Source organism: Kitasatospora sp. NPDC093550 (assembly GCF_044764985.1).
Classification (GTDB): domain Bacteria; phylum Actinomycetota; class Actinomycetes; order Streptomycetales; family Streptomycetaceae; genus Kitasatospora.
The window spans coordinates 114,589-141,105 of record NZ_JBIWJF010000002.1; the positions used below are offsets into that span (position 1 = coordinate 114,589).

General features: G+C 74.1%; 23 protein-coding genes and 1 pseudogene. 11 read left to right on the forward strand and 13 right to left on the reverse strand.

Annotated elements, in window-relative coordinates; genetic code table 11:
- Positions 1-17 precede the first annotated feature (17 nt).
- Together ACIRD3_RS03690 and ACIRD3_RS03695 are read left to right on the forward strand one after the other, a co-directional pair.
- A complete protein-coding gene (locus ACIRD3_RS03690) occupies positions 18-143 on the forward strand; it encodes a hypothetical protein (protein WP_402211054.1) in 126 nt (41 codons plus the stop codon).
- Positions 144-308: 165 nt separating this feature from the next.
- Positions 309-1,226 (forward strand): SDR family oxidoreductase, encoded by a 918-nt coding sequence (locus ACIRD3_RS03695; RefSeq protein WP_402211057.1) that lies wholly within the window; start codon positions 309-311, stop codon positions 1,224-1,226.
- Between the two features lie 32 nt (positions 1,227-1,258).
- Here the strand turns inward: ACIRD3_RS03695 and ACIRD3_RS03700 are convergent, their stop codons facing one another.
- Positions 1,259-2,377: a helix-turn-helix transcriptional regulator gene (locus tag ACIRD3_RS03700; protein ID WP_402211059.1), complete on the reverse strand. Its 1,119-nt coding sequence runs from the start codon at positions 2,375-2,377 to the stop codon at positions 1,259-1,261.
- Positions 2,378-2,537: 160 nt separating this feature from the next.
- A complete protein-coding gene (locus ACIRD3_RS03705; protein WP_402211061.1) occupies positions 2,538-2,693 on the reverse strand; it encodes a hypothetical protein in 156 nt (51 codons plus the stop codon).
- A gap of 137 nt (positions 2,694-2,830) precedes the next feature.
- On the opposite strand from ACIRD3_RS03705, the pseudogene ACIRD3_RS03710 reads away from it, so the two are divergent.
- Positions 2,831-3,541 (forward strand): annotated as a pseudogene (locus tag ACIRD3_RS03710) (VWA domain-containing protein); the annotation flags it as partial.
- A gap of 163 nt (positions 3,542-3,704) precedes the next feature.
- Here the strand turns inward: ACIRD3_RS03710 and ACIRD3_RS03715 are convergent.
- The 6 genes from ACIRD3_RS03715 to ACIRD3_RS03740 form a co-directional block, all read right to left on the reverse strand.
- Positions 3,705-4,703: a phosphotransferase family protein gene (locus ACIRD3_RS03715; RefSeq protein WP_402211063.1), complete on the reverse strand. Its 999-nt coding sequence runs from the start codon at positions 4,701-4,703 to the stop codon at positions 3,705-3,707.
- A complete protein-coding gene (locus tag ACIRD3_RS03720) occupies positions 4,700-6,073 on the reverse strand; it encodes a hypothetical protein (protein WP_402211065.1) in 1,374 nt (457 codons plus the stop codon). Before ACIRD3_RS03720 ends, ACIRD3_RS03715 begins: the two co-directional genes overlap by 4 nt.
- Positions 6,074-6,099: 26 nt before the next feature.
- The gene (locus tag ACIRD3_RS03725; RefSeq protein ID WP_402211068.1) at positions 6,100-7,476 is read right to left on the reverse strand and encodes an MFS transporter; all 1,377 of its coding nucleotides are present in this window, start codon (positions 7,474-7,476) and stop codon (positions 6,100-6,102) included.
- On the reverse strand, positions 7,464-8,789 hold the full coding sequence (locus ACIRD3_RS03730; protein WP_402211071.1) for a hypothetical protein: 1,326 nt from the start codon (positions 8,787-8,789) through the stop codon (positions 7,464-7,466). Before ACIRD3_RS03730 ends, ACIRD3_RS03725 begins: the two co-directional genes overlap by 13 nt.
- A 21-nt stretch (positions 8,790-8,810) precedes the next feature.
- On the reverse strand, positions 8,811-9,956 hold the full coding sequence (locus tag ACIRD3_RS03735) for a glycine amidinotransferase (protein ID WP_402211074.1): 1,146 nt from the start codon (positions 9,954-9,956) through the stop codon (positions 8,811-8,813).
- A 288-nt stretch (positions 9,957-10,244) separates the two neighbouring features.
- Complete coding sequence (locus ACIRD3_RS03740; RefSeq protein ID WP_402211077.1) at positions 10,245-11,369, reverse strand: cytochrome P450; 1,125 nt, start codon at positions 11,367-11,369, stop codon at positions 10,245-10,247.
- 413 nt (positions 11,370-11,782) lie between these two features.
- Here ACIRD3_RS03740 and ACIRD3_RS03745 point away from each other — a divergent pair, with 413 nt between their 5' ends.
- Together ACIRD3_RS03745 and ACIRD3_RS03750 are read left to right on the forward strand one after the other, a co-directional pair.
- Positions 11,783-13,108 (forward strand): peptide ligase PGM1-related protein, encoded by a 1,326-nt coding sequence (locus tag ACIRD3_RS03745; RefSeq protein WP_402211079.1) that lies wholly within the window; start codon positions 11,783-11,785, stop codon positions 13,106-13,108.
- Between the two features lie 23 nt (positions 13,109-13,131).
- Positions 13,132-14,091, forward strand: coding sequence for a zinc-binding alcohol dehydrogenase family protein (locus ACIRD3_RS03750; RefSeq protein ID WP_402211940.1), 960 nt, complete (start codon positions 13,132-13,134; stop codon positions 14,089-14,091).
- Between the two features lie 72 nt (positions 14,092-14,163).
- On the opposite strand, the gene ACIRD3_RS03755 is transcribed toward ACIRD3_RS03750, so the two are convergent.
- From ACIRD3_RS03755 to ACIRD3_RS03765, 3 genes are read right to left on the reverse strand one after another with little or no spacing between them, the layout of a single operon-like run.
- Positions 14,164-14,694, reverse strand: a complete 531-nt coding sequence (locus tag ACIRD3_RS03755) for a MaoC family dehydratase (RefSeq protein ID WP_402211082.1) — start codon at positions 14,692-14,694, stop codon at positions 14,164-14,166.
- A gap of 19 nt (positions 14,695-14,713) precedes the next feature.
- A complete protein-coding gene (locus tag ACIRD3_RS03760) occupies positions 14,714-15,949 on the reverse strand; it encodes an aminotransferase class I/II-fold pyridoxal phosphate-dependent enzyme (protein WP_402211085.1) in 1,236 nt (411 codons plus the stop codon).
- 2 nt (positions 15,950-15,951) lie between these two features.
- Complete coding sequence (locus ACIRD3_RS03765; protein WP_402211088.1) at positions 15,952-16,962, reverse strand: HpcH/HpaI aldolase/citrate lyase family protein; 1,011 nt, start codon at positions 16,960-16,962, stop codon at positions 15,952-15,954.
- A gap of 316 nt (positions 16,963-17,278) precedes the next feature.
- On the opposite strand from ACIRD3_RS03765, the gene ACIRD3_RS03770 reads away from it, so the two are divergent.
- Positions 17,279-19,117 (forward strand): hypothetical protein, encoded by a 1,839-nt coding sequence (locus tag ACIRD3_RS03770; protein ID WP_402211091.1) that lies wholly within the window; start codon positions 17,279-17,281, stop codon positions 19,115-19,117.
- Between the two features lie 427 nt (positions 19,118-19,544).
- Positions 19,545-20,624: an inosamine-phosphate amidinotransferase 1 gene (locus tag ACIRD3_RS03775; RefSeq protein WP_402211094.1), complete on the forward strand. Its 1,080-nt coding sequence runs from the start codon at positions 19,545-19,547 to the stop codon at positions 20,622-20,624.
- A gap of 84 nt (positions 20,625-20,708) precedes the next feature.
- On the opposite strand, the gene ACIRD3_RS03780 is transcribed toward ACIRD3_RS03775, so the two are convergent.
- The gene (locus ACIRD3_RS03780) at positions 20,709-21,302 is read right to left on the reverse strand and encodes a hypothetical protein (RefSeq protein ID WP_402211097.1); all 594 of its coding nucleotides are present in this window, start codon (positions 21,300-21,302) and stop codon (positions 20,709-20,711) included.
- Between the two features lie 186 nt (positions 21,303-21,488).
- Here ACIRD3_RS03780 and ACIRD3_RS03785 point away from each other — a divergent pair, with 186 nt between their 5' ends.
- Positions 21,489-21,848, forward strand: coding sequence for a hypothetical protein (locus ACIRD3_RS03785; protein WP_402211100.1), 360 nt, complete (start codon positions 21,489-21,491; stop codon positions 21,846-21,848).
- Positions 21,849-21,860: 12 nt separating this feature from the next.
- Here ACIRD3_RS03785 and ACIRD3_RS03790 read toward each other — a convergent pair whose 3' ends face one another.
- A complete protein-coding gene (locus tag ACIRD3_RS03790; protein ID WP_402211103.1) occupies positions 21,861-22,610 on the reverse strand; it encodes a FadR/GntR family transcriptional regulator in 750 nt (249 codons plus the stop codon).
- A gap of 222 nt (positions 22,611-22,832) precedes the next feature.
- On the opposite strand from ACIRD3_RS03790, the gene ACIRD3_RS03795 reads away from it, so the two are divergent.
- Genes ACIRD3_RS03795 through ACIRD3_RS03805 form a run of 3 tightly spaced genes read left to right on the forward strand, consistent with a single transcriptional unit; the run spans position 22,833 to position 26,451 of the window.
- On the forward strand, positions 22,833-24,398 hold the full coding sequence (locus ACIRD3_RS03795) for an amino acid permease (protein WP_402211106.1): 1,566 nt from the start codon (positions 22,833-22,835) through the stop codon (positions 24,396-24,398).
- On the forward strand, positions 24,395-25,753 hold the full coding sequence (locus ACIRD3_RS03800; protein WP_402211109.1) for a glutamine synthetase family protein: 1,359 nt from the start codon (positions 24,395-24,397) through the stop codon (positions 25,751-25,753). Before ACIRD3_RS03795 ends, ACIRD3_RS03800 begins: the two co-directional genes overlap by 4 nt.
- On the forward strand, positions 25,750-26,451 hold the full coding sequence (locus ACIRD3_RS03805; RefSeq protein ID WP_402211111.1) for a gamma-glutamyl-gamma-aminobutyrate hydrolase family protein: 702 nt from the start codon (positions 25,750-25,752) through the stop codon (positions 26,449-26,451). Before ACIRD3_RS03800 ends, ACIRD3_RS03805 begins: the two co-directional genes overlap by 4 nt.
- The last annotated feature ends 66 nt before the right edge of the window (positions 26,452-26,517 follow it).

Below are 26,517 nucleotides of genomic sequence, written 5' to 3' on the forward strand. Positions count from 1 at the left end.
AAGCACCCTAGTGGCTGTTGTCGGGGGCCGGCCTCGGGGCGATGGAGGTCGGGCTGACCCGGTGGCTGCGCGGCGTTCGCGGTATCGAACTCGCCGGCCGGGCCCGGGCCGAGGTCCGCGAGGACGCGGGCCCGGAAGAGTGAGCACCCCGGCGGCGGGGCGCGACGTCAGGCCGCGTCCGGCCGCTGGAGCATCGTCCCACGGTCTTCGGCGGCAACGCCGGGAATCACGACAGGAGATGTCGGCATTTCCGGGGAGCATCGGTGGGGACGGGTGGAGACACCGTGATGCGTGAGGAAGGGCGAGACATGACGGAGCAGCCGCTGAAGGGCAAGGTCGCGCTGGTGGCGGGGGCCACCCGGGGGGCCGGGCGGGGGATCGCGGTGGCGCTGGGCGCCGCCGGGGCGACGGTGTACGGGACGGGCCGTAGCGCCGAGGGGCACCGGGGGGAGTACGGGCGGCCGGAGACCCTGGAGGAGACGGCGGAGCTGGTGACGGCGGCCGGCGGGCGAGGGATCGCGGTGCGCGCGGACCACCTGGTGCCGACCGAGGTGGCGCGGGTCGCCGCGCGGATCGAGGCCGAGCAGGGTGGGCTGGACATCCTCGTGAACGACATCTGGGGCGGGGAGCAGCTGTTCGGCTGGGACGTCCCGGTCTGGGAGCACGACCTGGACAAGGGGCTGCGGCTGCTGCGGCTGGCCGTCGAGACGCACGCGATCACCAGCCACCACGTGCTGCCGCTGCTGCTGCGCCGCCCCGGCGGGCTGGTGGTGGAGATGACGGACGGCACCGCCGGGTACAACGCGACCCGCTACCGGAACTCCTTCTTCTACGACGTCGCCAAGGCCGCCGTGCTGCGGATGGCCTTCGCGCTGGGGCACGAGCTGGGGGCGCGCGGGGCGACGGCGGTGGCGCTGACCCCCGGGTGGATGCGCTCGGAGATGATGCTGGAGCACTTCGGGGTGACCGAGGCGACCTGGCGGGAGGCGACGGCGGCGGAGCCGTCGTTCGGCATCTCGGAGTCCCCGGCGTACGTCGGCCGCGCGGTGGCCGCACTGGCCGCCGACCCGGAGCGGGCGCGGTTCAACGGCACCTCGCTGTCCAGCGGCGGGCTGGCCCTGGAGTACGGCTTCACCGACGTGGACGGCAGCCGCCCGGACGCCTGGCGCTACCTGGTGGACGTCGAGGCCGCGAACGGCCCGGTGGACCCGGCCGGCTACCGCTGAGCCGGGTCGACGTCGGGCGCCGGGCCGGCCTCTTACGTCGGGTCGGTGCCGGGCGGCGGGCCGTACAGGGCGGCGGTGCGCGCCGCCGCCCGGGCGAGCCGCTCCCGCAGGGCGGGCGGCTCCAGGACCTCGGCCTCGGGGCCGAGCCGCAGCACGTCCTCGTAGCCGACGTCGAGCGACTCGACGGGGAGCCGGACGGTCACCCGGCCGTGGTCGTCCGGTTCCCCGGCGCTCGCCAGGGCCTCCCGCGCGGCGATCGGGTCGAGCAGGTGCGGCACCCGCTGCAGGCCGAGCGGGCTGAGCCGGACGGTCACGGTCTCCCGGAGCAGCGAGCGGGCGAACTCCGCCGACCGCGCCTCCCAGAACGCGGCCAGGTCGAAGGCCTCGCCGGCCGCACCGTCCGCCTCGCGGGCGAACCGCCGCTGCGAGCACTCGGCCGCGACCAGCCGGTCCACCCGGTACACCCGGTGCGCGGCGGCTTCCGCGTCGGTCCGGGCCACGTCGCCGGTCCCGGCTTCCGCGCCGGTCCGGGCCTGCTCGCCGGTCCGGGCCACGTCGCCGGTCCTGGCCACGTCCTCGGGGCGCGCCTCCCGGTGGGGCCGGGCGACCAGGTACCAGGTGCCCGCCTTCAGCACCAGCCCGTACGGTCGCAGCAGCCGCTCGACCGGTTCCGTGTCCGGGCGGCGCCGGTAGCGGGCGCGCAGCAGGTGTCCGCCCCACACCGCCCGGGAGACCTCGCCGAGCAGCGGCGGCACGGGGGCGTCGCGGAACCAGCCGGGCGCGTCCAGATGGAACCGCCGGGCCCCGGCGGACGGCGCCCCGCCGAGTTCGCCGGTCACCTTGAGCCGGGCGGCCAGCGCGGGGTCGGCGAGGCCCATGTCGGCGAGCGGCCCGGGCAGTCCGGCGAGCAGCAGGACCTCGGCCTCGGCCCGGTCGAGCCCGGTCAGCCGGGTGCGGTAGCCGTCGAGGAGCCGGTAGCCGCCGGCGCGTCCGCGGTCGGCGTAGACGGGGACGCCGGCCTCGGCGAGGGCCAGCACGTCGCGTTGCACGGTGCGCTCGGAGACCTCCAGTTCGGCGGCCAGCTCGGCGCCGGTCATGGTGCGGCGGGCCTGGAGGAGCAGCAGCAGTGAGATCGCCCGGGCCGTGCGCATCGGCCGTCCTCCCGTCCGGGCCGGAGCACGCCCGGCCGGTCCAGCACCTCATGAGTACCGGGGGGCGCCGCGGACCCACGGGCCGACGACGGACGTGAGGAGACCCCGACGGCCACCGGCACCGTGCAGTCCTACCACGCGGACCGCGGGCACGGGGTGGTCACCCCCGACGAGGACGGGGCGGTGGCCCGATCCGGGCGGCGCCGGCCGGGACGGCGGCCGGCAGCTCGGTGACGGCCGGGTTCTCCTCGGCGGCCGGCCGCAGCTCCGCCACCGCCGAGCAGACCCCGGCGGCCGACGCGCCGACCAGGACCACCAGCGGCCGCGGGAACCTCGCCGCGACAACCCGCGCCCCCGCACCGCGCCCGGGGCGCGGGTTGTCGCGCCGTCGGCGAACGGGGAGGATGCGCGGGTGACCGGCCCGGCGCCGGTCCGGGGAGAGGGGAGCGGCGGATGGCCGTGAGTCTGAGCAAGGTCGAGCAGAGCGCGCCCGCGCTGGTGAGCCTGTACAAGACGGCCGGGGAGGCGGTGGGGAAGCGCGGGCTGGGCGGTCAGTCCGTCGCCGTCTACCTGGTGGTCGACTACTCCGGCTCGATGAGGCCCTACTACAGGGACGGTAGCGTCCAGGCGCTCGCCGACCGGGTGCTGGGGCTGTCGGCCCATCTGGACGACGACGGGACGGTGCCGGTCGTCTTCTTCTCCACCGAGGTCGACGTACAGACCGAGATCGCCCTGCACGACCACCAGGGGCGGATCGAGCGGATCGTCGCGGGCCTCGGCCACATGGGCAAGACCAGTTACCACCTGGCGATGGACGCCGTCGTCCGCCACTACCGGGAGAGCGGCACCACCGTCCCGGCGCTGGTCCTGTTCCAGACCGACGGCGGCCCCGTCAACAAGGGCGCGGCGGAGCAGCGGCTGTGCGAGGCGGCGAAGCTGCCGATCTTCTGGCAGTTCATCGGCTTCGGCGACCCGGACAGCAGGCAGTTCGACTTCCTGCGGAAGCTCGACCGGCTCGCCGTCCCGGAGAAGCGGCCCGTCGACAACTCGGGCTTCTTCCACCTGGGGCAGGACCCCCGGCGGATCTCCGACGCCAAGCTCTACGACCTGATGCTCACCGGCTTCCCGGCCTGGCTGGCCGCCGCCCACGCGCAGGGCATCCTCCCCGAGCCCCCGGTCGCCCTCGGCGCGCTCCGGCGCCCCGAGAGCGCCCGGGGGTTCTGGCCGCGTCTCGTCGAGCGGCTCAGGGGTCTGTTCGGTGCCGGCGGCGGCGGAGGCGGAGGCGGCGCGTGAGTCCGGCGCGTGAGTCGGTGCCCTCGCCGGCCGGTCAGTCCACGCCCTCGTCCAGCCGCTCCAGCAGGGCGCCGAGGTCCTCGACGGTGGCGGCGGCCTGTTCGGCGTCCCGGAGGCGGACGGCCTCCAGGCGGATCGCGGCGGTGTGCCGGGCGGTGTAGAGCAGGCGCCGCCAGCGGGACCCGGGGTCGGTGGCGAGCGGGCCCCAGGTGTCCCAGAAGGCGTCGCGTTCGGTGCCCGGGCGGCGGCAGGCCATGAAGACCGTCCAGTCCGCCTCCGGATCGCCCCAGCCGGCCCGGTCGCAGTCCAGCACACCGGTGATCACCGGGTCGGGGGTGTCGGCGGCCACCATCAGGTTGACGTTCCACAGGTCGCCGTGGAGCAGCCGGGGCTCGGTGACGCGGTCGAGCACGGCGCGGTGGCGGTCGGCGAGGCGGATCAGGTCCTCGACGTCACCGGTCTCCACCCCGGCCTCCGCGAGGTCGGCGGCGAGGTCGGTCAGGCCCGCGACGACCGACTCGCCCCAGGTGCGGTGCCCCGGCCCCGCCACCGGACCGAACCAGGGGCCGCGGACCTCGTTGATCTCCCGCGCGATGGAACCCAGTTGGGCGTAGAAGCCGCGCCACGCGGGGCGCGGGTGCCGCGGCAGGCCCTGCGGGGCGGGCAGCCCGCCGAGGAGCGTCTGGAACAGGTAGTCGCGGCCCACCAGCTGGTGGGTGAAGTCGACCGCCAGGACCCGCGGCACCAGGTGCGCCACCGGCGCCAGGTACGGCAGCGCCGCGTACTCGTTGCGCATCAGCCGCCGCTCGCTGCGGAACTGCCGGGCGGGCTCGGGCGCCACCCGCAGCACGACCTGGTCGCCGCCGCCGAGCTCCAGCCGGTAGGTGGAGTTGTACATCCCGTCGCCGAGTTCCACCGCGGCCCGCACCTCGGTGCGCGGGCCGAAGGCGCGCCGGCACATCTCCTCGATCAGCTCCGGCGGCACCGCCTGCTGGAAGGCCTGCGGGTGACGGTCGATGGACTCGTACTTCATGAGATGGTTTCGCTTTCTCGGTCGGCTTCTCGGTCGGCTTCTCGGTCGGCTTCGCGGTGGTCTTCGCGGTGGTCTTCGCGAGGGTCCAGCGGTGTGGCCTGCTGCGGGAGCGGTTGCTCCGGGGCGGAGTTGAGCGTGACGGCCAGGTCCGCGATGCGGCGCAGGGCCCGTCGGCATTCCCGCTCGGTGGCGGCCTCGACCAGCGCCGTGCCGATCCGGATGCCGGAGTTGGCGTCCATGTCGGGCATCACCTCGCCGGGCTCGATCTTGATCTCGACGTCGACCACGCCGGGGATCCTCTCGACGTCCGCCCGGCTCAGCCGGTTCACCGCTCCCGCGACGGTCGGGATGTCGGTGAAGCCGACCACACGGCCCCCCGCGCCACCTCGGCCGGTTCGGACCGGCGGCCGGTCGCCCGTCACCGCGCGCACCGCGGCGGCCCAGATGTCCACGCCGAGGACGCGCTCCGCCAGCGCGCCGATCATGTGCCCGCCCGGGCGCGCGGCGAGCTCACCGGCGGTGAACCCACCCGGCCCGCCGAAGAGTTCGAAGTGGAAAACCCCGTCGCGGTGCCCGAGCGCGGCCAGCGCCCGGCCGGTCAGCTCGGTCGCCTCGCGGTAGAGCTCCGGGTGGTCGCGCGGCGGGAGGGAGACGGTGGCGGCCGGGCGGCCGCGCTTGGTCTCGATCAGCGGGGTGAGGTAGCGGGAGACCAGCAGCGCCTCCGGCTCGCCGGCCCGGACCACGCCGTCGACGTGCCACTCCTCGCCGGGCACCCGGTGCTCCACCAGCAGCCGCCGCCGCGTGTCCGAGTCGCTCACCGACTCCACTGCCAACGCGTCCAGTTCGGCGGCCGTGTCGGCGGCCGCGACACCGATGGTGGCCGCGCCCGCGGTGGGCTTCACCACGTACGGGGCGGCCACGCCCGCCGCGGCGGCGGCCCGCGCCACGGATCCGTCGCCCGCGTCGGGGACCACCAGCCAGTCCGCCGTGGTCAGCCCGGCCGCCCGCCAGGCTTCCTTCTGCAGCGCCTTGTCGCGGCAGCGCAGCGCCACCTCCGGGTCGATCGCCCGGGCGCCGAGCAGACGGCCGAGCAGGGCGGCCGGCACCATGCCGTGCTCCTGGACGGAGACCACCGCGTCCACCACGCCGCCCGAGGGCCCGTCGGGCGCGAGCGCGCCGACGTGGTGCAGGGCCGACCACAGCGACTCCACCACCAGGTAGGAGTCGACGGCGCACCAGCGGGCGAGCCGCGCCCGATGGGCCTCGACCCGGCGGTGCTCGCCGCCCTCGTAGAGCAGGGTGATCGTGTGGCCGTCGGCGAGCAGGGCCTCGATCGCCTCCGACCGGGCCCCGATCAACACCACGTGCATGGCATCCCTCCTGGTCGCTGCACGGTTCATGTCCCGGCCGCCCTCGTTGGCCCAGCGGTCTGAGCGGTCTGAGTGGTCTCAGCCGTGTCAGCCCGCTCGGCCGGCTCGGCCCGGTACCGGGTGAACGCCGGTGCCGCGGCCGCGACCAGTGCGGTGGCGGCCACCGCGGCCAGGCCGCCACCGAGGACGGCGGTGCTCGTCCCGAGCAGGGCGCCGAGCGTTCCGCCGCGCAGCCGGCCCAGTTGGGTGCCGCCGATGCCGACCACGAACTCGACCGCGCCGATCCGGCCGCGCAGCCGGTCCGGGGTGCTGAGCTGGACGACGGTGGAGTGGAAGACGACCGCCAGGGTGTCGGCGGCCCCGGCCACGGCGAGGCACAGCAGCGCGGCGGTGAGGCCGTCGGTGAGGGCGAAGGCCGCGACCGCCACACCGTACGCCGCGCAGCAGATCAGCGCCGCCCGGCCGGGACGACCGACCCGCCCGGCGGGGCCGGAGCAGGCGGAGGCGAGGACCCCGCCGACCGCGCCGGCGGCGACCAGCAGCCCGAGCTCCTGCGGGCGCCCGCCGAAGCGCTCCGCGCAGATCGCGGGCAGCAGGGCCGCGGGCGAGGCGACCAGGGCGATGCACAGGTCCGCGAGGAACGCCCCGGCGAGCTCGCCCCGGCTGCGGACCAGGGCCACCGCCTCGCCGACGCCGGCGAGCTTCCGGGCAGCCGCGCCCCCCTGGGGCGGCATGGCGGGGAGCCGGGCGACGCCGTACAGCGCCGCGCCGAAGCTGAGCGCGTCGAGCAGGTAGCAGGCCTTGAGGCCCCAGGCGGCGGCGACCAGCCCGGCGCAGGCCGGCCCGGCCACGGCGCCGACCTGCATGGTCAGGGCGTTCAGCGCCGCCGCGGCGGCGAGCCGGTCGCGCGGCAGCAGCCGCGGCGTGAAGGCCCGCCGGGCCGGGGCGTTGACGCTGCCGACCAGCGACTGCAGCGCGACCAGCAGGTACAGCACGCCGGGGGAGCGCAGGCCGGCGAAGGCCTGGACGGCGAACAGCACGGAGACGCCGGTCTGCAGACTGCTGGTCACCAGGACCAGGCGGCGGCGGTCGAGGGTGTCGCCGAGGCTGCCGCCGACGGCGGCGAACAGGACGACCGGTCCGGCCACCGCCAGGCCGAGCAGGCCCACCGCGGCGGAGCTCCCGGTCAGCTGGTAGACCTGCAGCGCCACGGCGAACACCGTCATCTGCCCGCCGATCTGGGACAGCCCCTGGCCCAGCCACAGCCGGCGGAACGCGGGCGAGTCGCGCAGCGGGGTGACGTCCAGCAGCAGCCGCGAGGGCCGCACCCCGGTGCTCAGCAACAGCCGGGAGGCCGTCCGCAGTCGGGTGGCCGTCCCCGGGCGCGTGGTCAGGTCGGGCACACCGCTCCGTCCAGCCGCCGCAGGAGGTCCTCCTCCTCGTCGGCGCCGTCGTGGACCACGCAGTAGTCGAACCCGCCGCGGACGCCCGGCACGGGCGGGATGGAGACCAGCACGCCGCGCCGCTCCACCGGGTCGTAGCCGAGTCCGGCGGTCGCGGCGATTTCGAGGAACTCGTCCAGCTCCAGGGCCGGCCAGTGCGCGGGGGTCCGGTGCTGCGTGACGCTGCGGCGGGGGTGGCGGGCGGTGTCGACGACCCGGCCGCCGATCGGGCCGTACAGGTGGAGCGAGCCGGTGACGCGGGCGTTGAGCTCGGTGAAGACCAGCCGGCCGGAGTCGTCGACGATGGCGTCCGCGCTGAGGTAGCCCCGGTAGCCGAGGGAGCGGTACGCCTCGGCGAGCCGGGCGGCGCCGGCCGTCAGGCGGCCCTCCACCTCGGCCGTCAGGCCCCGGGCGGGGGTCGACTCGCGGACCAGCCGCCTTTCCCGGTAGTCGAGTTCGCCGGTCGCGGTGAACCGGACGCCGTCGTCCTCGGCCAGGAACTCGGCGTACACGGTCCGCGAGGCGGGCTGGAACTCCTCGACCACCACCGGGTAGCGGCCGTCCCGGGAGGCCCACGCCCACTGCTCGGCGACGTAGGCGGCGACGGCCCCGGGGCCCGGCTCCAGGTGGTGCAGGAACTTGGCGCCGACGTGGTCCGTCCGGTGGCCGTGGCCGAGCACCACCAGCTGGTTGCCGGCCCCGGCGCCGTTGTGCGCCTGCTTGACCAGGACGGCTCCGGTGCCGGCCAGCAGCCGGGGGATCTCCTGTTCGGCCTCGTAGCCGCTGCGGCAGACCGCGCCGGGCGCGATCGGCACTCCGGCGGCGGCCGCGAGGGCACGGAACTCGGCCTTGCTGTTGGCGAGTTCACCGCCGCCCTGGTCGATGAACGCGGCGCCGGGGACGAGCCCGCCCAGCCCCAGCGCCGCGGCGAAGCGCGGCACCACCGGGCTCGGCCAGCACGACAGCAGACCGGTGGCCGGCGTGGGCGCGGCCGCGACCGCCTTCGCCGCGGCGGCCAGGAAGTCCTGGTCGAGCAGGGCGTAGGGGTCGATCACCTTGCCCTGGTAGCGGCCGGGCGGTGGGACGAGGAAGGTCAGGGACCGCGGGTCCACCCCGGTGAGCGAGGCCACGTGCCGTAGGAAGTCGGCACCGGGCGGGCCGGGCAGCACCAGGACGTCGCCGTCCTCGGCGAACCACAGCAGCCGCTGCGAGTAGGACCGGAAGTCGACCCAGGACAGCATCGGGTCGACCTCGTTGGCGATCAGCAGGCGCACGTCTCTCCCCGTTCCGTCGGCTCAGGCCGTGTGGTCGTCGAGCCCGCCGGTGCGGACGGTGTCCAGGGTGAAGCAGTGGAACCCGCCGCCGAACAGCCGCCGGTGCCGGTGGCGGACCGGGACGACCGTGAAGCCCTCGTGTTCGAGGACCTTGACCAGCTCCACGCAGGCCTCGTTCACCAGCACCTGGTCGGGCCCGACCGACAGCACGTTGAGGTCGATGTAGGGCGTGGTGAGGAGGAGGTCGCCGTCGTCGTACGCGGGGAAGTGGTCCTCGCTCGGTTGGGGCGGCACGATCAGCTTCCAGCGGCGGAACGGCTCCGGCAGCAGGTCGCGGATGCCCTCGTGCCGGGCCAGGAAGACGCCGGGCCGCAGCGCCAGCAGCATGCTGTCGATGTGGTTGTCGCTCATCCGGTGCACCCGGTGGATCCGGTGCGTCCCGCGCAGGTGCCGTTCCAGCCAGTCGCAGGCCGCGGCGTGGTTGGCGTTCGCGATGTTGACGATGAGGTCGCGGCCGAGGCGCAGGCACTGCGCGCCGTCGAGCATCATCTCGAACCCGACGTCGTACGGGGAGGGTTGCGGGTCCTCGATCGGCTCGGTCGGTCCGCCGAGGGTGGTCTCGGTGTCGCGGGCGTAGGACAGGTCGAAGGAGGCGTCGGTGAGGATCGGCCGCGGCATGGTGGTCCAGCGCGCCCCGCGCCGGAAGTAGTCGGTGAAGACGGGGGCGAGCAGCCGTGTCTCCAGGTACCGGGAGCGGATCGCGGGCGGGGTCTCGATGATCTCGTCGCCGAGGATCAGGGTGTTGTCGCGGAGGTTGAGCGGCGGCACCGGGGCGGCGCTCCAGCCGAAGCCGGCGATCGGCTTGGCGTCGGGCGGCAGCGGTACCGGCCGGTGCACGGTGACGCCGAGTCCGGCGAGGGTGTCCGCCAGGCCCTCCACGTCCTCGTGGAGCTCCTCGACGTACTGCTGCTTGATCCGCCACGACCGGTCGCCGACGGTGGCGCGCTCGGCCTGCTGCAGGCGCGGGTAGGCCCAGTCGGAGCGGAACAGGTTCTCGTGGAAGAACAGGTCGAAGGAGAGCTCCCGGTCGTGCGAGGTGTAGTTGGCGGCGGATCCGACGATGATCTCCTTCAGCGGTGACCACTCGTCATGGCTGTTCAGCTGCATGGACCACTCTTTCGCGAGGGACTGATCACTGACGTCGAGGGAGGCCGTTGGCTGATCGCTGCCGTCGGCCGGCCGTTGCCGTCGGTCGGGCGCTGCCGTCGGCGGGTCGCGGCGGTGGCGGGTCCCGGAGATGGCAGGTCGCGGCGGCGGCCTGGCGGGTGGGGCCGGCGGTCGTGCCGGACGACCGCCGGCCCCACGTCGACTCAGCTGCTGTTCCGGACGGTTCAGTGGTCGTAGCTCATGGCACACCCTCCTTCCGGGCCGGATCACGGACCTTCCCGAAACTGCTCAGCGGTCGAAGGCGACCGGGAGCACGTCCAGGCTGCGTACGGTCGCCGTCGGCCGACGCGTCGGCGTGCCCGCCGGCCGCAGCCGCCCGGGCGCGGTGAGCAGACAGACGATCAGCTCCCGTATCGCCACCTGGCCGAACAGGGCCCCGACGCAGGCGTGCGTCCCCCAGCCGAACCCCAGGTGCCGGTTGGGGGTGCGGTCGAGCACGAGCCGGTCGGGGTCGGGGAATTCACGCGGGTCGCGGTTGGCGGCCGCCATCAGGGTCAGCACGATCTGCCCGGGCTCCACGGTGGTGTCGTGGATCCGCACGGCCCGGGTGGCCACCCGGCTGGTGCCCTGGGCGGGACCGTCGTAGCGGATCAGCTCGTTGACGCCGGAGGTCAGCAGCCGCTCGTCGCGCAGCCGCTCCAGCGCGTCGGGGTGCTGCAGCAGCGTCAGCATCACGTTGCCGGCGGTGGCGTAGACCGTGCCGTAGCTGGCGTTGAACATCATGCCGGTGCTGTTGGAGACGTAGTGCGGGGGCATCTCGGCCTTGGCCGCCCGCTGCTTGATGTCCCGCAGCACGCCGGGTCGGTCGTCCGCCGCGGCGAACCACTCCTCGGCCAGCGCGTTCAGCCGGGTGCGGGCCTCGTCCCCACGGGCGATGTTCCCGGGTTTGAGGCCGGCGTCCATGCGTTCGGCGATGGCCTCGGATATCCGAACGTAATCTTCGGGATCCGGTTCCGGCACGCCCAGCAGGTCGGCCGTGATGGAAAGCGCGAGCGGTGCGGCGACTTCCCGCATCCAGTCGAAGGAATCCCGTTCGGCGAGTTCCCGGAGGATTTCCCCGACGCGGTGCCGGGCGCGCGATCCGACCTGTTCGAGGTCCTGCGCGTGGAAGGCGTTCATGATGAGCGAGCGCAGCGGTGCCTGGGCCGGCGGGTCGAGGGTCTGCAGGCTCTGCCGGAACTCCGGGATCTCCTCGCCCGTCCGGCGCCGGTCACGGGCGAACACCTCGTGGTTGCGCAGGACGTTCCGGCAGTCCTCGTAGCGCGTCAGCACCCAGGACTTCATTCCGTCGTGCCAGAAGACGGGGTGGTTCTCGCGTAGATGGGCGTAATGCGCGTAGGGATCCCGGAGCATGGCCGGATCCAGCGGATCGTAATTCGGCGTCACAGCACAATTCCCCAACGGTTGCCTGTTTGCAAGGAGTTGGTGATGACTTGGTCGGCTAATGGGATGCGACAGGAAATGGGCGCTGCCGCCGGACCAGTTTTTGCGCTGTGGGCGAATTTATCAATGCGGCATGGCCCTGGCAAGAGTCCTCCGGAAACTCCTTTGATCTGACCAGATGACAGTCGGTATGTCCGTACATGTCCGAGTCGCTTCCGGGGTCGGGACGGGCGGTGGTCGCGCGCCGCCCGGTTGTTCGGCGTTTTGTTCAATGACCGAGAGCCGAACCAGAACAACCCCGGTGCGCTACACCAGTAGCGCACGCCACACCCGTGCCGTGCGCGAGGGCCGCAACAGTGCCGAACGGCGGGAGAGTTCACCGGATGACGACGCTCTGCATCGCGAACAACCGCACCGAGGAGATGGTCGGTGACCTCACCGGGATGACACCGCTGGAGCTGCGGTTCGCCGGGTGCGGGGCGCAGCGGATGCTCTGGTGGGCCGAGGACGGCGACGTCCTGGTGCTGCCCTGGGGCCCCGACCCGGAGTACCTGGCGTACGTCACCGGGCTCACCGGCGTACGGGCCGACAGCCTGACCTTCGTGGTGCCGCCGCCGGGGGACCAGGGCGACCAGGTGCTCACCACCGACCGCCTGCTCGACCCGGCCTTCCGTACGGAGCTGCGCCGCGTCCTGGACGGGCGCACGGTCGACGAGGTGCTGGCGATATCGCCGAACGGGGCGGTGGCCGACCTGGCCGCCGCGCTCGGTCTGGCGCACGCCATGCCCGGCCACGCCTTCGCCGCGCAGGGCGGCAACGCGCTCGTCAACAGCAAGGCCGGGTTCCGGGCGCTGGCCGCCGGCGCCGGGGTGCCGATCCCGCCCGGGCGGGTGGCCGGCTCGCCCGCGGAGGTGGAGGCCGCCGTCGAGGACCTGCTGGGGCAGGGCCGGAGCGTGATGGTGAAGGTCGAGTACCAGGCGGGTGGCTTCGGCAACGAGATCCTGGCCCGGGACGAGCGGGTGGACGCGGCCGGCGCCGAGCGGGTCGTCACCCTGCCGGACCGGGCGGCGGTGGCCGGCTACGTGGCCGAGCGGTGGGACTGGCTGACCGGCGGGCGCGGCCAACGGGTCGTGGTGGAGCAGTACTTCGCCGGCTCGGCACCGCTGTACGCGCAGTTCCTGATCGACGACGCGGCCGTGGTGCTCTCCGGCTGCGGCGAGATGGTGATGGACCCGGTGGTGATCGGCGAGATCACCCCGCCGGTCACCCCGGACGCCGAGGTGCGGGCCGAACTCGTCGCGCTGGGAGCCCGGTTGTGCGAGTCGCTGCGGGTGATCGGCTACCGGGGCACGGTCAGCGCGGACGCCGTGCTGACCCCGAAGGGCGAGATCCGGTTCCACGAGACCAACGGCCGCCTCACCGGCTCCAGCCACCTGCACGACGCCTACTTCGGCCGTCTGCTGCGCGAGGAGCACCGCGACGCGCGGTACGTCCTGGAGCTCGCCGGCCTCAAGGTGCCCTCCTTCGCGCGGGGCGTGGCCGCGCTCCACGAGGCCGGGCTGGCCTTCGACCCGCGGACCGGTACCGGTGTGCTGTACAGCTGCGACTTCGCGCCCGCCGACGGGTCGGTGATGTACTGCGTGGTCGCCGAGACCCCGGAGGCCGCCCGCGCCCTCCAGGCCCGGCTGCTCGCGCTCTTCGCCGGATGAGACCGGAGGCGGCCGTGAGCGGGATGCGGGCGGCGGTGATCCACCGCTACGGCGGGCCGGAGGAGTTCCGCACCGAGACGGTGCCGGAGCCCGCGGCCGGCCCGGGCCGGGTGCTGATCGACGTCACCCTGGCCGGGCTGAACTACGCGGACCTGCACTGCCGCACCGGCGCGTACGCGCGCTACCCGCTGCCCGCGGTGCTCGGCGCCGACGTGGTCGGGCGGCGGCGCGGGGACGGGCGGCGGGTCGCGGCGCTGCTGCGCGCCGGCGGCGGGTACGCCCGGGTGGCGTGTGCCGAGGCGGCGCACACCGTGGAGGTGCCGGACGGCGTGGGCGACGAGCAGGCGCTCGCGCTGCTGGAGCAGGGGGCGACGGCCTACGGGGCACTGACCCTGGCCGGGCGGCTGCGGCCGGGCGAGACGGTGGTGGTGACCTCCGCCGCCGGCGGGGTCGGTCACCTGGCGGTGCAGCTGGCCCGGGAGTTGGGCGCGGGCCGGGTGATCGCCCTGGCCTCCACCCCGGCGAAGCGGGAGTTCGCCCGCTCGCTGGGGGCCGACGCGGCGCTCGACCCGGAGGACCCGGACCTGGCCGGGCGGCTCGCGCGCTCGGGCGGGGTGGACGGGGCGGACCTGTTCGTCGACCTGGTCGGCGGGCGGGTGCTGCGTGCCGGGCTGGCCGCACTGGCGCCGTTCGGGCGGCTGCTGTCGGTCGGGGCCCGGGGCGGACCGGAGGAGCGCTTCTCGGTGGACGAGCTGGCGGACCGCTCGGCGGGTCTGCTGGGGTTCTGGCTGCAGCACGTCCTGGCGGACCGGGCGCTGTTCGCCGGGACCGCCGAGCGGCTGTTCGCACTCGCCTCCGCGGGAAAGCTGGTGGCGCGGATCGACCGGACCGTACCGCTGTCCGGGGTGGCCGGCGCGCACCGGGCGCTGGCGGCGCGGGAGACCATGGGCAAGGTGCTGGTGGACGTCGGCCGCGAGGCGTGAGCGGCGCGCGCCCCGGGCCCGACGGTGTCCGCCGTGGTGCCCGGGGCCGCGCCCGACGGTGCGTCAGTCGTGTCAGTACCCGGCGACCTCGTCCAGGCCGTGGCCGCGCAGCGGGACCAGGAAGCTGCGCTCGAACACCACCACGACCTCGCCGGTGGACTTCGTCCCGGTGGTGCGGCAGCTCACGATGCCCTGCCCCTCGCGGCTCTTGGACAGCCGCTTGGCGAGCGTCTCGGTCTCCGCGTAGAGGGTGTCGCCGGTGAACACCGGGTGGGTCATCCGGATGTTCTCCCAGCCCAGGTTGGCGATGGTGCGCCCGCTCGTCGAGCGGGCGGTCATCCCGCCGACGATGCTGAGCGTGACCAGGCTGGAGACGATCGGCCGCCCCCAGGGCGTGTGCTCGCTGTAGGCGGCGTCGATGTGCAGCGGGGCGTCGTTCATGCTCAGCATGCTCATCAGGACGTTGTCGAGCTCGGTGACGGTCCGCCCCGGGCGGTGCTCGACCACCTCGCCGACCTCGAACTCCTCGTAGTAGCGCCCGACCACCTCGCGGTAGCGGCGCTCGCCGATCCGCCGGTAGCCGTTCGGCTCGGTTCCGTCCATCGGTGCGTACCCCCACGTCCTAGAGTCCGGCGGTGAGTTCCTTGACGTGGCCGGCGAACTCGCGGATCAGCCGCTCGTCCATGTCGGCGCGCATCATCAGCCGCAGCCCGGCCTCGCCCTTGGGCACGATCGGGAAGAACACCGCCGAGCTGTAGAAGCCGCGCTCGAAGAGCTGGGCGGAGAGCTTGACCGCCCGCTCGGCGTCGCCGACGTCGACCCGGCGCACCGGCAGGCCGTTGCCCGCGAAGGTGGTCGGCAGCAGTTCGTCGAAGAGGTCGATGTTGCGGTTCAACTTCGCCTGCAGATCGGCTAGTTCGGGCGAGCGGTGGATGGCGGCGGCGCCCAGCGAGGCGCCCACCAGCGGCAGCGCGACGTTCTGCGACCAGCCGACCGGGCCGGCGTGCCGGTGCAGGAACTCGAACTGCTCGCGGTTGCCGAGCATCGCGACGCCGCCGCCGGTGCCGAAGCCCTTGCCGAGGCTGGAGACGATGACCGTCAGCGGGTTCATCTCCAGCCGGGAGCGGACGAATCCCTCGCCGCGCTCGCCCATGATGGACAGCGAGTGGGAGTCGTCGATGTAGAGGAACAGCCCGTATCGGTCCTGGAGTTCGAGCAGGCCGTCGAGGGCCGCCGCGCCGCCCATCGAGTACGCGCCGTCGGCCACGTAGGCGACCCGCGGGTACCTGCGGCAGACGTCCTCCAGGTAGTTCAGGTCGTTGTGCGGGCAGGTCAGCACCAGCGACTCGTCCGCGCAGATCGGCTTCACGTACGCCATGCAGAAGTGGCAGAAGCGGTCGAAGACCATCACCCGGGGACCGCCGCCGCCCCGGCAGGAGCCGTCCAGGTGGCCGGAGGCGATCAGCGGGAGGATGCCGGCCGTGAGCGAGGTGCAGGACGCCCCGGGCAGGACGTGCGCGCCGAACAGCTCGCCCAGCTCCTCCTCCAGGCGCACCAGCAGGTTGTGCCGGATCCGGGTGGTGGAGGTGACCAGCCAGGTGCTGCGGGACTCGGCCAGCGCGTCCACCGCGCCGGCCGCGACCGAGGGGTGGTTGTTCAGGCCCAGGTACGCGCAGGAGACCATGTTGGCGAACTCGTGGCCGGTCTCCCGGACGATCAGCCGGTTGTTGGACTCCGAGTCCACCGTGATGCCGATCAGGCCGTTGGCGGCGGCCGCCTGCCAGACCGGGTCGGCGGTGGCCAGCATGGCCTCGGCGTTGCGGTACCGGCGCGGGCCCAGGATGGGTTCTTCGGTCATCGTCACATCTCCGTCGCGTGGTTCGGGGGTTCGGCGGGCGCGTGGCCCTGCGGGTGGGGTCGGTCCTCCGGCCCGGGCGGGGTGTCCGGCCGGGGTGAGGCGTTCCGTTGGCGCGGGACGTCCGGCCCGGGCCGGACGTCGGGGGCGTCGGGGACGTCGGGGACGTCCGGGCGGGGCGGGTCGAACTGCTCGATCAGGCGCTGCGAGGCCTCGAAGAACGGCATGCCGACCATCACGCCGTCCACCACGGTGACCGAGCGGCCGTTCTCCAGGCCCGCCGCGACCACCCGGCGGGCCCGCGCCAGCAGCTCCTCGTCCGGGCTGAAGGTCTCGTTGATCAGCGCGAGTTGGCGCGGGTGGACGGCGATCTTGCCGCTGAACCCGAAGTCCCGGGCGAGCCCGGCCTCGAGGCGCAGCCCGGCGAGGTCGGCTACCTCGAAGAACGGCGCGTCCATCGCCTCCACCCCCGCGGCGCGGGCGCTGTTGACCACCCGGCCGCGGGCGTGGGCCAGGGCCTCCCAGGAGAGCCGGGCGCCGACCGCGAAGGCGTAGTCGGCCGAGCCGAAGACCAGCCCGCGCAGCCGGTGCCCGGCGGCCGCGATGGCGGGCGCGTGCTCGATGCCCAGCGGGGTCTCCACGACGGCCAGGAACTCCGTCTCCGGGCAGTCCGGGCCGAGCGCGCCGGCCGCGATCTCGACGTCCCGGGGGGACTCCGCCATCGGGATCAGCACGAGGTCCGGCTTGACGCGGTACCGGGTGATGGCGATCAGGTCGCGCAGACCGTCCGGTCCGGACAGGGTGTTGATGCGCACCGCGCTGCGCGCGAGCTTGGTGGACGGGAGCGTGAAGAACTCCTCGGCGAGCCGGCGGGCCTCCTCCTTCCGGGCGGGTGGGACCGAATCCTCCAGGTCGACCATGGCGATGTCGGCCCCGGACTGATGGCTCTTGCCGTACCGCTCCACCGCCATCGCGGGTGTGGACAGCAGGGAACGGCAGTACCGCGTGAACTTCATGGACGACTCCGAAGTCAGCGAAGGCTGCGGGCCCCGGTTCTATCCCACCGGCTTTGTTCGGCGCCGTACGGCTGGACATTGAACATCAACTCGGAACAACCGACCCGTACGCACCATTGTTTGACGCCAACTGTGCTGTGCATGATGAATCACCGGGGGATGGCCACGAGACACGCGCGACCCTTGGGGCGCGTGGGCACGCAAGGGTGTCAGGACACCGCTTCAACGACGAAGGGGGGCCGTTGTGCCGCGTCGGGAAAGTCCGCTGGAACCCGGGGACGGACCGCTGCTGCGGTTCGCGGGCGACTTACGGGCCTTGCGGGAGCGCGCCGGAAGTCCGCCGTACCGCCAACTCGCGCTCCGGGCCCATTGTTCGGCCGCCAGCCTGTCGGTGGCCGCGGGCGGCCGGCGGCTGCCCAGCCTCTCCGTCACCCTCGCCTACGTCCAGGCCTGCGGCGGGGACGTGCGGGAGTGGCGGCACCGCTGGCAGCTGCTCGCCGCCGACCTGGCCGCCGAGGCCGCCGCCCGGCGGCGCATGCAGGACGCCGGACGGGCGCCCTACCCGGGTGCGGCGGCCTTCGAGGCGGTCGACGCCGAGCGGTTCTTCGGCCGCGAGGCGCTGCTGGACCGGCTGGTCGCGCTGCTGGGCGAACGGCGGCTCGTGATCCTCTCCGGGCCGTCCGGGGCGGGCAAGTCCTCGCTGGTCAGAGCCGGTCTGCTGGCCCGGCTCGGCGGGGTCCCCGCGGTCGGTGCGGTGGCCGGCAGGCCGGGCGTCGGCGGCATCACCGGCACGGCGGCCGGCACGGCGACGGGGCGCAGCGGCGACAGGGGCGGCAGCGGGCGGGCCCCGGCCGGTGCGGGCGTGCCGGTGGCGCTGCTGACGCCCGGCGAACGACCGATGGAGGCGTACGCGCTCGCGCTCGCCCGGCTCGGGCAGCGAGCCGGGGAGGCGACGCGCGGCGCGTCCGGGCCGACGGCCGGGGATCCGGTGCTGGTGGTGGACCAGGGGGAGCAGCTGCGCACCCGCTGCCGGGACGCCGCGGAGCGGGCGCGCTTCCTGGACGCCCTGGTGGCGACGGCCGCGGGCGCTGCGGGCGGGCCAGCCCTGGCCGGGTTGCCGGTGGCGGCGCCGCCCCGGTGCCGGGTGGTGCTGGTGGTCCGCTCGGACCAGAGCGGACCGCTGCTGGCCGAGCACCCGGGGCTGGCCGACGCCGGCCGGCACGGGGTGCTGTCGGTGGGGCGCCCGGCGCCGGACGAACTGCGGCGGGCGATCACCGAACCGGCGCTGCGGGCGGGCTGCACCGTCGAGGGCGCCCTGCTGGCCGAGCTCATCTCGACCGTCGCGCAGCAGCCGGGCGCGCTCCCGCTGTTGTCCGCGGCGCTGCTGGAGACCTGGCGGCGGCGCAGCGGCAACGCGCTGACGTTGGCCGGGTTCCAGGCCACCGGAGGCTTCGAGGGCGCGCTGGCCCGGACGGCGGAGACGCTGTACAACGGGCTGGAGGCGGCCGACCGGGCCCGGGCGCAGGCGGTGTTCCTGCGGCTCGGCGGGGAGTTGCTCGGCGGGGAGCCGTTCGGCGCGGGCGAGGGCGCCGCCGCCGGCGTGCCGGCGCTGGGCGACGGGCTGGCCGCCGACGGCGATCCGGTCGCGGGCGGCGAGCTGGTGCCGGGGGTCGACGAGGGCGCCCGCAAGCCGGTCCGGCGGGCCGAGTTCGACGGCCCCGGGGTGGCGGAGGTGATGGAACGGCTGGTCCGGGCGCGGCTCGTGGTGGTGGACCGGGACACCGTCGAGCTGTCCCACCACGCGCTCCCGCAGGCCTGGCCCAGGCTGCGCGGATGGCTGGCCGAGGGCCGCGGGACGCTGGGGGAGCAGCGCCGGCTCACCGCGGCCGCGCGGGGCTGGGCCGCGGCCGACCGGGATCCGGAACTGCTGTACCGGGGCGTCCGCCTGGAGCAGCTCATGCGGCAGGTGGCGGCCGGCGAGCTGGCCGCGGCCGGGGTCGAGCGGGCGTTCCTGGCGGCCTCGGCCCGGGCGGCGGCGGCCGACCGGCGACGGGCGCAGCGGCAGAACCTGGCGGTGGCCGGGGTCGCCGCGGCGGGCGGGGCGCTGCTGGCCCTGGCGGGCGGCAGCCGGATCCGCCGGGCCTGGCGGTGGTGAGCACCGGTCTCCTTCTCCGGGTTGCGTGGCAAGGGAATTGATCGGCGCCGGACCACGGGAATTGAACAACGGGACGATCGACCGCCGGTTCGCGACGGCGGCGCATTCGGTGCCGATCACGGTCCTTGCGCCGCCGTCGGGCGGGCGGGTAGCTTGACGATCGATCCCGGCCCGTCGAAAGGCGAATTCGGCTGCCCGGCCGGTGATTTCCCGTACGCCGTGGTCGCCCCGGGGGCGGTCCGGCGAATGGTCCGTACCGATTTCCTTTGCCGGTTCCGCAGGGTCGGGGTCGGGGCGCCCCGCCCCCCGTTCGGCGGTGCGCGGTCGTTCGGCGCTCACCCGGCCCCGCCGCCATTGCTGTGCAGTTCGACGTCGTCGCGTTCGCCGGCGTATCCGCTTTTCCCTAAACCCGTGTCAAGGGGGAGTCATGTCCGATTCGGCCCGTCCGGTCCACAGCTGGGACGAGTTCACCACTCTGCGGGAGGTCGTGGTCGGCACCGCGGTCGGTGCCCGGCTGCCCGAGCAGACCGAGCCGTCGTCCTGGCTGTCCTGCTTCCCGAAGACCAGCGCCGCCGACCTCGGCTCGATCGAGGTCGGCCCGTACTCGCGGCAGGTCGTCGAGGAGACCGAGGAGGACCTGGACGCGCTGGTGGCCACCCTGCGCGGCCTGGGCGTCACCGTCCACCAGCCCGGGCCGGTCGACCACGCGGCCGCGTTCGCCTCCCCGCTGTGGACGGCGGACGGCGGTTTCCACTCCTACTGCCCGCGCGACCTCACCCTGGTCGTCGGCGAGACGGTGATCGAGGTGGCCAGCCCGATGCGGCAGCGCTACTTCGAGGTCTTCGGGCTGCGCGGGCTCTTCCAGGACTACCTGCGCCGCGGCGCCCGCTGGCTGGCCGCACCCCGGCCGCAACTGGCGGACGAACTCTTCGAGTTCGACGAGGACGGGCTGCCGCTGCTGGGCGAGGCGGAGCCGGTCTTCGACGCCGCGAACGTGCTGCGGCTCGGCCGGGACGTGTTCTACCAGGTCTCCCGCAGCGGCAACGAACTCGGCCTGCGGTGGCTGGAGTCCACCCTCGGACTGCTGGGCGACGGCGGCCTGCGGCTGCACCCGCTGCGCGACATCTACGGCTACACCCACATCGACAGCACCATCGCCCTGCTGCGACCGGGGCTGGTGCTGCTCAACCCGGAGCGGATCAGCCCGGAGACCGTCCCGGAGCCGCTGCGCGGCTGGGACGTCCTGTGGTGCCCGCCGGCCGAGCCCGCCGCCGACACCCCCGAGCACGCGCTCAGCGAGAGCTGGATCAGCATGAACCTGCTGATGGTCTCCCCGGACACGGCGATCGTCGAATCCGGCCAGGACAGCCTGATCAAGCTGCTGGAGCACGCCGGGATCACCGTCCTCCCGCACCGCCTGCGGCACTCCCGGGTCCTCGGCGGCGGCTTCCACTGCGTCACCCTGGACATCCGCCGCGACGGCGGCCTGGAGGACTACCTGTCCTGAGCCCTGCCCTCCTGTCGGGCTCCGGCGCGGGGGAGCGGGAAGCCGGCCGGGCCGGGCTTGCCGCTCCCCGGGTGGGGGCCGGGCTCAGCCGAGCAGCAGGAACTTGGTGGAGGGGACGCCCTGGTAGAGGCTGCAGTCCGTGTTCTGGGTGGTCATGCCGTACGTGAAGCCCTTGGGGACCTCGCAGGCCCAGAGGCCGTTGACCGGCTTGCGCAGGTGGAAGGCGTTGGACGGGACGCCCGGCTGGAGGCTGCAGGCACTGCCCCAGGTGATCAGGTCGTAGGTGAAGGCCGGGGTGCCCACGCAGGCGGTGAGGCCGTCGAAGGGCGTGCGCAGGTGGTAGGCGTTGGACGGGACGCCGGGCTGCTGGCTGCAGGCGCTGCCCCAGGTGATGGCGTCGTAGACGAAGCCGGGCGCGCTGAGACAGGCCGTCAGGCCGTCCACGGGGGTGCGCAGGTGGAACTGCGGCGAGGTCCAGCTGCCGCCGCCGCTGCAGGTGCGGTTCATCGACACCTGGTCGTAGACGTACCCGGACGGGACGGTGCAGGCCCAGGCGCCGTCGAGGCTGCTGGGGGTGGCGCTCGCGGGCGTCGCGGCGGCCGCGCCGGAGAGCAGCAGGGCGAGCGCGGCCAGGGCGGCGAGCAGCAGGCGGACGGGGCGGGTGCGTGCGGTCGGCATGGTTCTCCCGAGGTGGTGGCCGGAAGGGGGCATGGCGCGCGAACTTCCCTAGCGGCACGGGTGGTTGCGGCCTGCCGACGGTTCTAGGGTGGTGCGGTCGCGGCCGGTTGGGGACCCGGTTGAGCGCGACACGGGCGGTCGGAAACCGGGGAGTAGCCGGGTGCCGCGGGCAGAGTGTGCCCGTGAGTGAGCAGACGGCGCCGGCGGACGGCGAGGAGCACCGGGCGGGCTCTGTCGGGCGGGCTCGGCACGGCCGTCGCCGAACCCGGCCACCACCTCCCGCCGGGCGCCCGCCGGGCACTGTGCGCCGGCGTGCTCGCCTTCTACACCGCCAACGCCGCCATCTCGCTGCGCTACGGCGACCCGGCCGGCAGTGTCCTCGGCTGGTACCTGCCGAGCCTGCTGCTGGTCCTCGGGGCCGTGGTGCCCGCGTCCGTGCTGCTGCCGGCCTGGGGTGCGGTCGGCGTGGCGGCGGCGGTTGTGCTCGCGCTCACCACGCTGGCCAAGCACCGGGTCCGCCGCCGGGCGGCGGCGTCCGCCGGGTAGCCGCGGGTGGCCTCAGGCCAGGAAGGCGCGGAGCAGGGCGGCCGTCGCGGCGAGGTGCTCCTCGGTGGCGCGGCGGGCGGCGTCGCCGTCGCCGGTGAGGATGGCCCGGGCCATCGCGCGGTGCTGCTCGGCGGCGTGCTCGATGTTGCGGTCGAGCATGGGGATGGCGTTGAGCAGGTCGTTGAGCCGCATCCGGGCCTCGGCGATGGCCGCGGCCAGGGTGGGGGAGCCGGTGAGTTCGCCGATGGCGAGGTGGAACCGGGAGTCCAACTGCCGGTACTGCTCCGAGGGGGCGTCCTCCAGGTCGGCGAGCCGGCTCTCCAGGTGGGCGCGCTGGTCGGCGGTGAGCTCGCGGCGGGCGGCGGCCTCGGCGGCCCCGACCTCCAGCACCTGCCGGTAGGTCAGGGCGTCCTCCAGCGCGCCGCCGAGGTCGCGGGCGGCCCGGCGCAGGTCGGCGACGTCGGGGGCGGGCATCCGGTACGTGACGAAGGTGCCGCCGTAGCGGCCGCGGCGGGGTTCGACGCAGCCGGCCTGCTGGAGGGTGCGCAGCGCCTCGCGCAGGGTCTCGCGGCTGACGCCGAGCCGGGCGGCGAGTTCGCGTTCGGCGGGGAGGCGGTCGCCGTGGCCGAAGACGCCGAGCTTGATCGCCTGGAGCAGCCGCTCGACGGTCTCCTCGAAGGCGTTGCCGGTCCGGACCGGGCGGAAGATCGCGCCGGCCCGCCAGTCGAGCCGCGCCCGTTCTCGTGCTTCGTCCAGGTCCACGCCGGAATCGTACCTACGAGCGGGAGCCCGGACTCGTTCCGTCGCGTTCCTCCTCCGCTCTTGACGCGGCCCCGGCCCAGCCGGAACGATGCTGCTCACCCACCCAATGGCCTGATTCCAGACCATTGAAGAGCCGTCCGACCGTCGAACCCGCCGGGGAGAGCGCGCCACGCCGTCGTGGCCGTGTCCGCTCCGGCACACCCTCAACCCCCAGGGGTGCCCATGACCGACGCACGCTCGCCCGACCAGCCTTCCCCCGTCGTGTTTCCGGAGAACACCGCCGCCGTTTCCGCCGACGAACAACGGCTCCGCGAACTGGGCTACACCCAGGAACTGGCCCGTTCGATGTCGGGCTTCTCCAACTTCGCCGTCTCCTTCTCCATCGTCTCGATCCTCTCCGGCTGCCTGACCCTCTACGGGACGGGCATGAAGACCGGCGGCCCGGCCCTGATCATCTGGGGCTGGCCGGTGGTCGGCCTGTTCACGCTCTTCGTCGGCCTCGCCATGGCCGAGATCTGTTCCGCCTACCCGACCGCCGGCGGCCTGTACTACTGGGCCGCCAAGCTGAGCCGCAGCCGCGGCCCCGCGTGGAGCTGGTTCACCGGTTGGTTCAACTTCCTCGGCCAGGTCGCGGTGACCGCCGGCGTCGACTTCGGCGCCGCGTTCTTCGCCAACGCCTTCCTCACGCTGCGCTTCGGCGTCGAGGCCAGCCCGGTGCACACCATCGAGATCTTCGCCGTCATCCTGCTGGTGCACGGCCTGCTCAACACCCGGGGGGTGCGCCTGGTCGCCGTCCTCAACAGCGTGTCCGTGTGGTGGCACCTGGTGGGCGTCGCGGTCATCGTCGGCGCGCTCGCCGTGCTCCCCGACCAGCACGCCTCGGCCTCCTTCGTCCTCACCGAGTTCGTCAACGGCACGGGCTTCCAGAACCAGTTCTACGTCGCGATGCTCGGCCTGCTGATGGCCCAGTACACCCTCACCGGCTACGACGCCTCCGCGCACATGACCGAGGAGACCCACGACGCCGCCCGCTCCGGCCCCCGCGGCATCGTCAACGCCATCACCGTCTCGCTCGCCGCGGGCTGGATACTCCTGCTCGGCATCACCTTCGCGATCCGCGACTACGACGGCGCGCTCAACAGCGACACCGAGGTCCCGCCCGCGCAGATCTTCATCGACGCGATCGGCTCCGGCGGCGCCCAGGTCCTGCTGCTGATCGTCATCGGCGCCCAGTTCTTCTGCGGCATGGCCTCCGTCACCGCCAACTCCCGCATGATCTACGCCTTCTCCCGGGACGGCGCGCTGCCCGGCTCCCGCCTGTGGCACCGGATCGACCCCCGCACCCAGACCCCCACGAACGCGGTCTGGCTGGCGACCGGCGGCGCGCTGCTGCTCGGCCTGCCCGCGCTCTGGAACAACACCGCCTACACCGCCGTGACCTCCATCTCCGTCATCGGCCTGTACATCTCCTACGTCATCCCGGTGTACCTGCGGCTGCGCCAGGGCGAGGACTTCGTCCGCGGCCCCTGGCACCTCGGGCGCTGGAGCCGGCCGATCGGCGTCCTCGCGGTCGCCTGGACGGCGGTGATCACCGTCCTGTTCATGCTGCCCACCACCAACCCCATCACCGCCGAGAACTTCAACTACACCCCCGTCGCGGTGGCCGTGGTGGTCGGCTTCGCCGGCGTGTGGTGGCTGGCCTCCGCCCGGCACTGGTTCACCGGGCCGCACGTCCAGGGCCCGCCGGCCGCACCCGACGCCCGCGACACCGAACTGGAGATCCGATGACCAGCCCCCGGCTCACCCTCGACGAGCTGCGCGCCCGCGTCGCCGACGGGTCCGTCGACACCGTCGTGCTCGCCATGACCGACATGCAGGGCCGCCTGCAGGGCAAGCGCCTCGCCGCCGACTACTTCCTCTCCGACGTGGTGCCCGGTGCCGCCGAGGGCTGCGGCTACCTGCTGGCCGTCGACGTCGACATGAACACCGTCGACGGGTACGAGGTCTCGTCCTGGGAGAACGGCTACGGCGACCTCGTGCTGCGCCCCGACCTCGCCACCCTGCGGTCGGTGCCCTGGCACCCCGCCACCGCCATGGTCCAGTGCGACGTCGTCCACCACGACGGCACCCCGGTCACCGTCTCCCCGCGGCAGGTCCTGCAGCGCCAGCTGGACCGCCTGGCCGGCTACGGCTGGCACGCCAAGGCCGCCACCGAGCTGGAGTTCATCGTCTTCCGGGACAGCTACGAGCAGGCCTGGGACAAGGACTACGCCAAGCTGACCCCCGCCAACCAGTACAACGTGGACTACTCCGTCCTCGGCACCGGCCGGATCGAGCCGCTGCTGCGCCGGATCCGCAACGGCATGGCCGGCGCCGGGCTCACCGTCGAGTCCGCCAAGGGCGAGTGCAACCTCGGCCAGCACGAGATCGCCTTCAAGTACGCCGACGCCCTCACCACCTGCGACGACCACACCGTCTACAAGACCGGCGCCAAGGAGATCGCCGCCCAGGAGGGCTGCAGCCTCACCTTCATGGCGAAGTACGACGAGCGCGAGGGCAACTCCTGCCACATCCACCTCAGCCTGCGCGACGAGCAGGGCGCGCCGGTGTTCGCCGGGGACCGGCCGCACGGCTTCTCCCGCACCATGGAGCACTTCCTCGCCGGGCAGCTCGCCTGCCTGGCCGACTTCGCCCTGCTGCTCGCCCCCACCGTCAACTCCTACAAGCGGTACGTGCCCGGCAGCTTCGCGCCCACCGCCATCGCCTGGGGCCGCGACAACCGCACCTGCGCCCTGCGGGTGGTCGGCCACGGCCCGTCGCTGCGCTTCGAGAACCGCGTCCCCGGCGGTGACGTCAACCCGTACCTCGCGGTGGCCGCGCTGATCGCGGCCGGACTCCACGGCGTCGAGCAGCAGCTGGAGCTCGAACCGGAGTTCACCGGCAACGCCTACGCCTCCGACGCGCCCCGGGTGCCCGCCACCCTGCGCGACGCGGTCGACGCCTTCGAGCGCAGCGCCGTCGCCACCGAGGCCTTCGGCAAGGACGTGGTGCGGCACTACACCCACGCCGGACGCACCGAACTCGCGGCCTACGAAAGGGCGGTGACCGACTGGGAGCGGCGCCGCGGATTCGAGCGGCTGTGATCCGCGACGACCGCCGCCGACCGCTGATCGGCATCACCAGCTACCAGGACGAGGCCGCCTGGTCCGTCTGGAGGCAGCGGGCCTCCCTGGTGCCGCAGACCTACGTCGACGCCGTGGTCCGCGCGGGCGGCACCCCGGTGCTGCTGCCCCCGCAGCCCGGCGGGGCCGAGCACCTGCTCGACGCCCTGGACGGACTCGTCCTGGCCGGGGGATCGGACATCGACCCGGCACGCTACGCGGCGGCCGCCGACCCGCGCACCGGCCCGCCCCACCGGGCCCGGGACGACTGGGAGAGCATGCTGCTGCACTGCGCCCTGACCCGGGACCTCCCGGTGCTCGGCATCTGCCGCGGCATGCAGCTGCTCAACGTCGAACTCGGCGGCACCCTCGTCCAGCACCTGCCCGACGGCAGCCACCAGGTCGTCCCGGCCCGCTTCGTCCGGCAGCGGATCGACCTGGTGGGCGGCAGTCGGCTGGCCGCCCTGCTCGGGCCGGACACCGAGGTCTCCTGCTACCACCACCAGGCCGTCGACCGGCTCGGCGCCGGGCTGCGGGCCACCGCCCACAGCGCCGACGGCATCGTCGAGGCCCTCGAACTGGCCGGCCACCGCTTCGCGCTGGGCGTCCAGTGGCACCCCGAGACCGACCTCGACGACCTGCGCCTGTTCCACGCCCTGATCGCCTCCGCCACGCCCTGACCGCGACCGTGGCCCGACAGCCACCGCCACCCCCCTGACCACCGCCAGTCCCCGGGAGAACCGCCC

What these genes read in the sequence shown, in the direction of transcription:
- ACIRD3_RS03695 (WP_402211057.1), top strand. Translation starts at nt 309, where the DNA reads ATGACGGAGCAGCCGCTGAAGGGCAAGGTCGCGCTGGTGGCGGGGGCC.
- ACIRD3_RS03735 (WP_402211074.1), bottom strand. Translation starts at nt 9,956, where the DNA reads ATGCAGCTGAACAGCCATGACGAGTGGTCACCGCTGAAGGAGATCATC.
- ACIRD3_RS03700 (WP_402211059.1), bottom strand. Translation starts at nt 2,377, where the DNA reads ATGCGCACGGCCCGGGCGATCTCACTGCTGCTGCTCCTCCAGGCCCGC.
- ACIRD3_RS03755 (WP_402211082.1), bottom strand. Translation starts at nt 14,694, where the DNA reads ATGGACGGAACCGAGCCGAACGGCTACCGGCGGATCGGCGAGCGCCGC.
- ACIRD3_RS03750 (WP_402211940.1), top strand. Translation starts at nt 13,132, where the DNA reads ATGCGGGCGGCGGTGATCCACCGCTACGGCGGGCCGGAGGAGTTCCGC.
- ACIRD3_RS03745 (WP_402211079.1), top strand. Translation starts at nt 11,783, where the DNA reads ATGACGACGCTCTGCATCGCGAACAACCGCACCGAGGAGATGGTCGGT.
- ACIRD3_RS03780 (WP_402211097.1), bottom strand. Translation starts at nt 21,302, where the DNA reads ATGCCGACCGCACGCACCCGCCCCGTCCGCCTGCTGCTCGCCGCCCTG.
- ACIRD3_RS03715 (WP_402211063.1), bottom strand. Translation starts at nt 4,703, where the DNA reads ATGAAGTACGAGTCCATCGACCGTCACCCGCAGGCCTTCCAGCAGGCG.
- ACIRD3_RS03795 (WP_402211106.1), top strand. Translation starts at nt 22,833, where the DNA reads ATGACCGACGCACGCTCGCCCGACCAGCCTTCCCCCGTCGTGTTTCCG.
- ACIRD3_RS03740 (WP_402211077.1), bottom strand. Translation starts at nt 11,369, where the DNA reads ATGCTCCGGGATCCCTACGCGCATTACGCCCATCTACGCGAGAACCAC.
- ACIRD3_RS03720 (WP_402211065.1), bottom strand. Translation starts at nt 6,073, where the DNA reads ATGCACGTGGTGTTGATCGGGGCCCGGTCGGAGGCGATCGAGGCCCTG.
- ACIRD3_RS03760 (WP_402211085.1), bottom strand. Translation starts at nt 15,949, where the DNA reads ATGACCGAAGAACCCATCCTGGGCCCGCGCCGGTACCGCAACGCCGAG.
- ACIRD3_RS03800 (WP_402211109.1), top strand. Translation starts at nt 24,395, where the DNA reads ATGACCAGCCCCCGGCTCACCCTCGACGAGCTGCGCGCCCGCGTCGCC.
- ACIRD3_RS03775 (WP_402211094.1), top strand. Translation starts at nt 19,545, where the DNA reads ATGTCCGATTCGGCCCGTCCGGTCCACAGCTGGGACGAGTTCACCACT.
- ACIRD3_RS03765 (WP_402211088.1), bottom strand. Translation starts at nt 16,962, where the DNA reads ATGAAGTTCACGCGGTACTGCCGTTCCCTGCTGTCCACACCCGCGATG.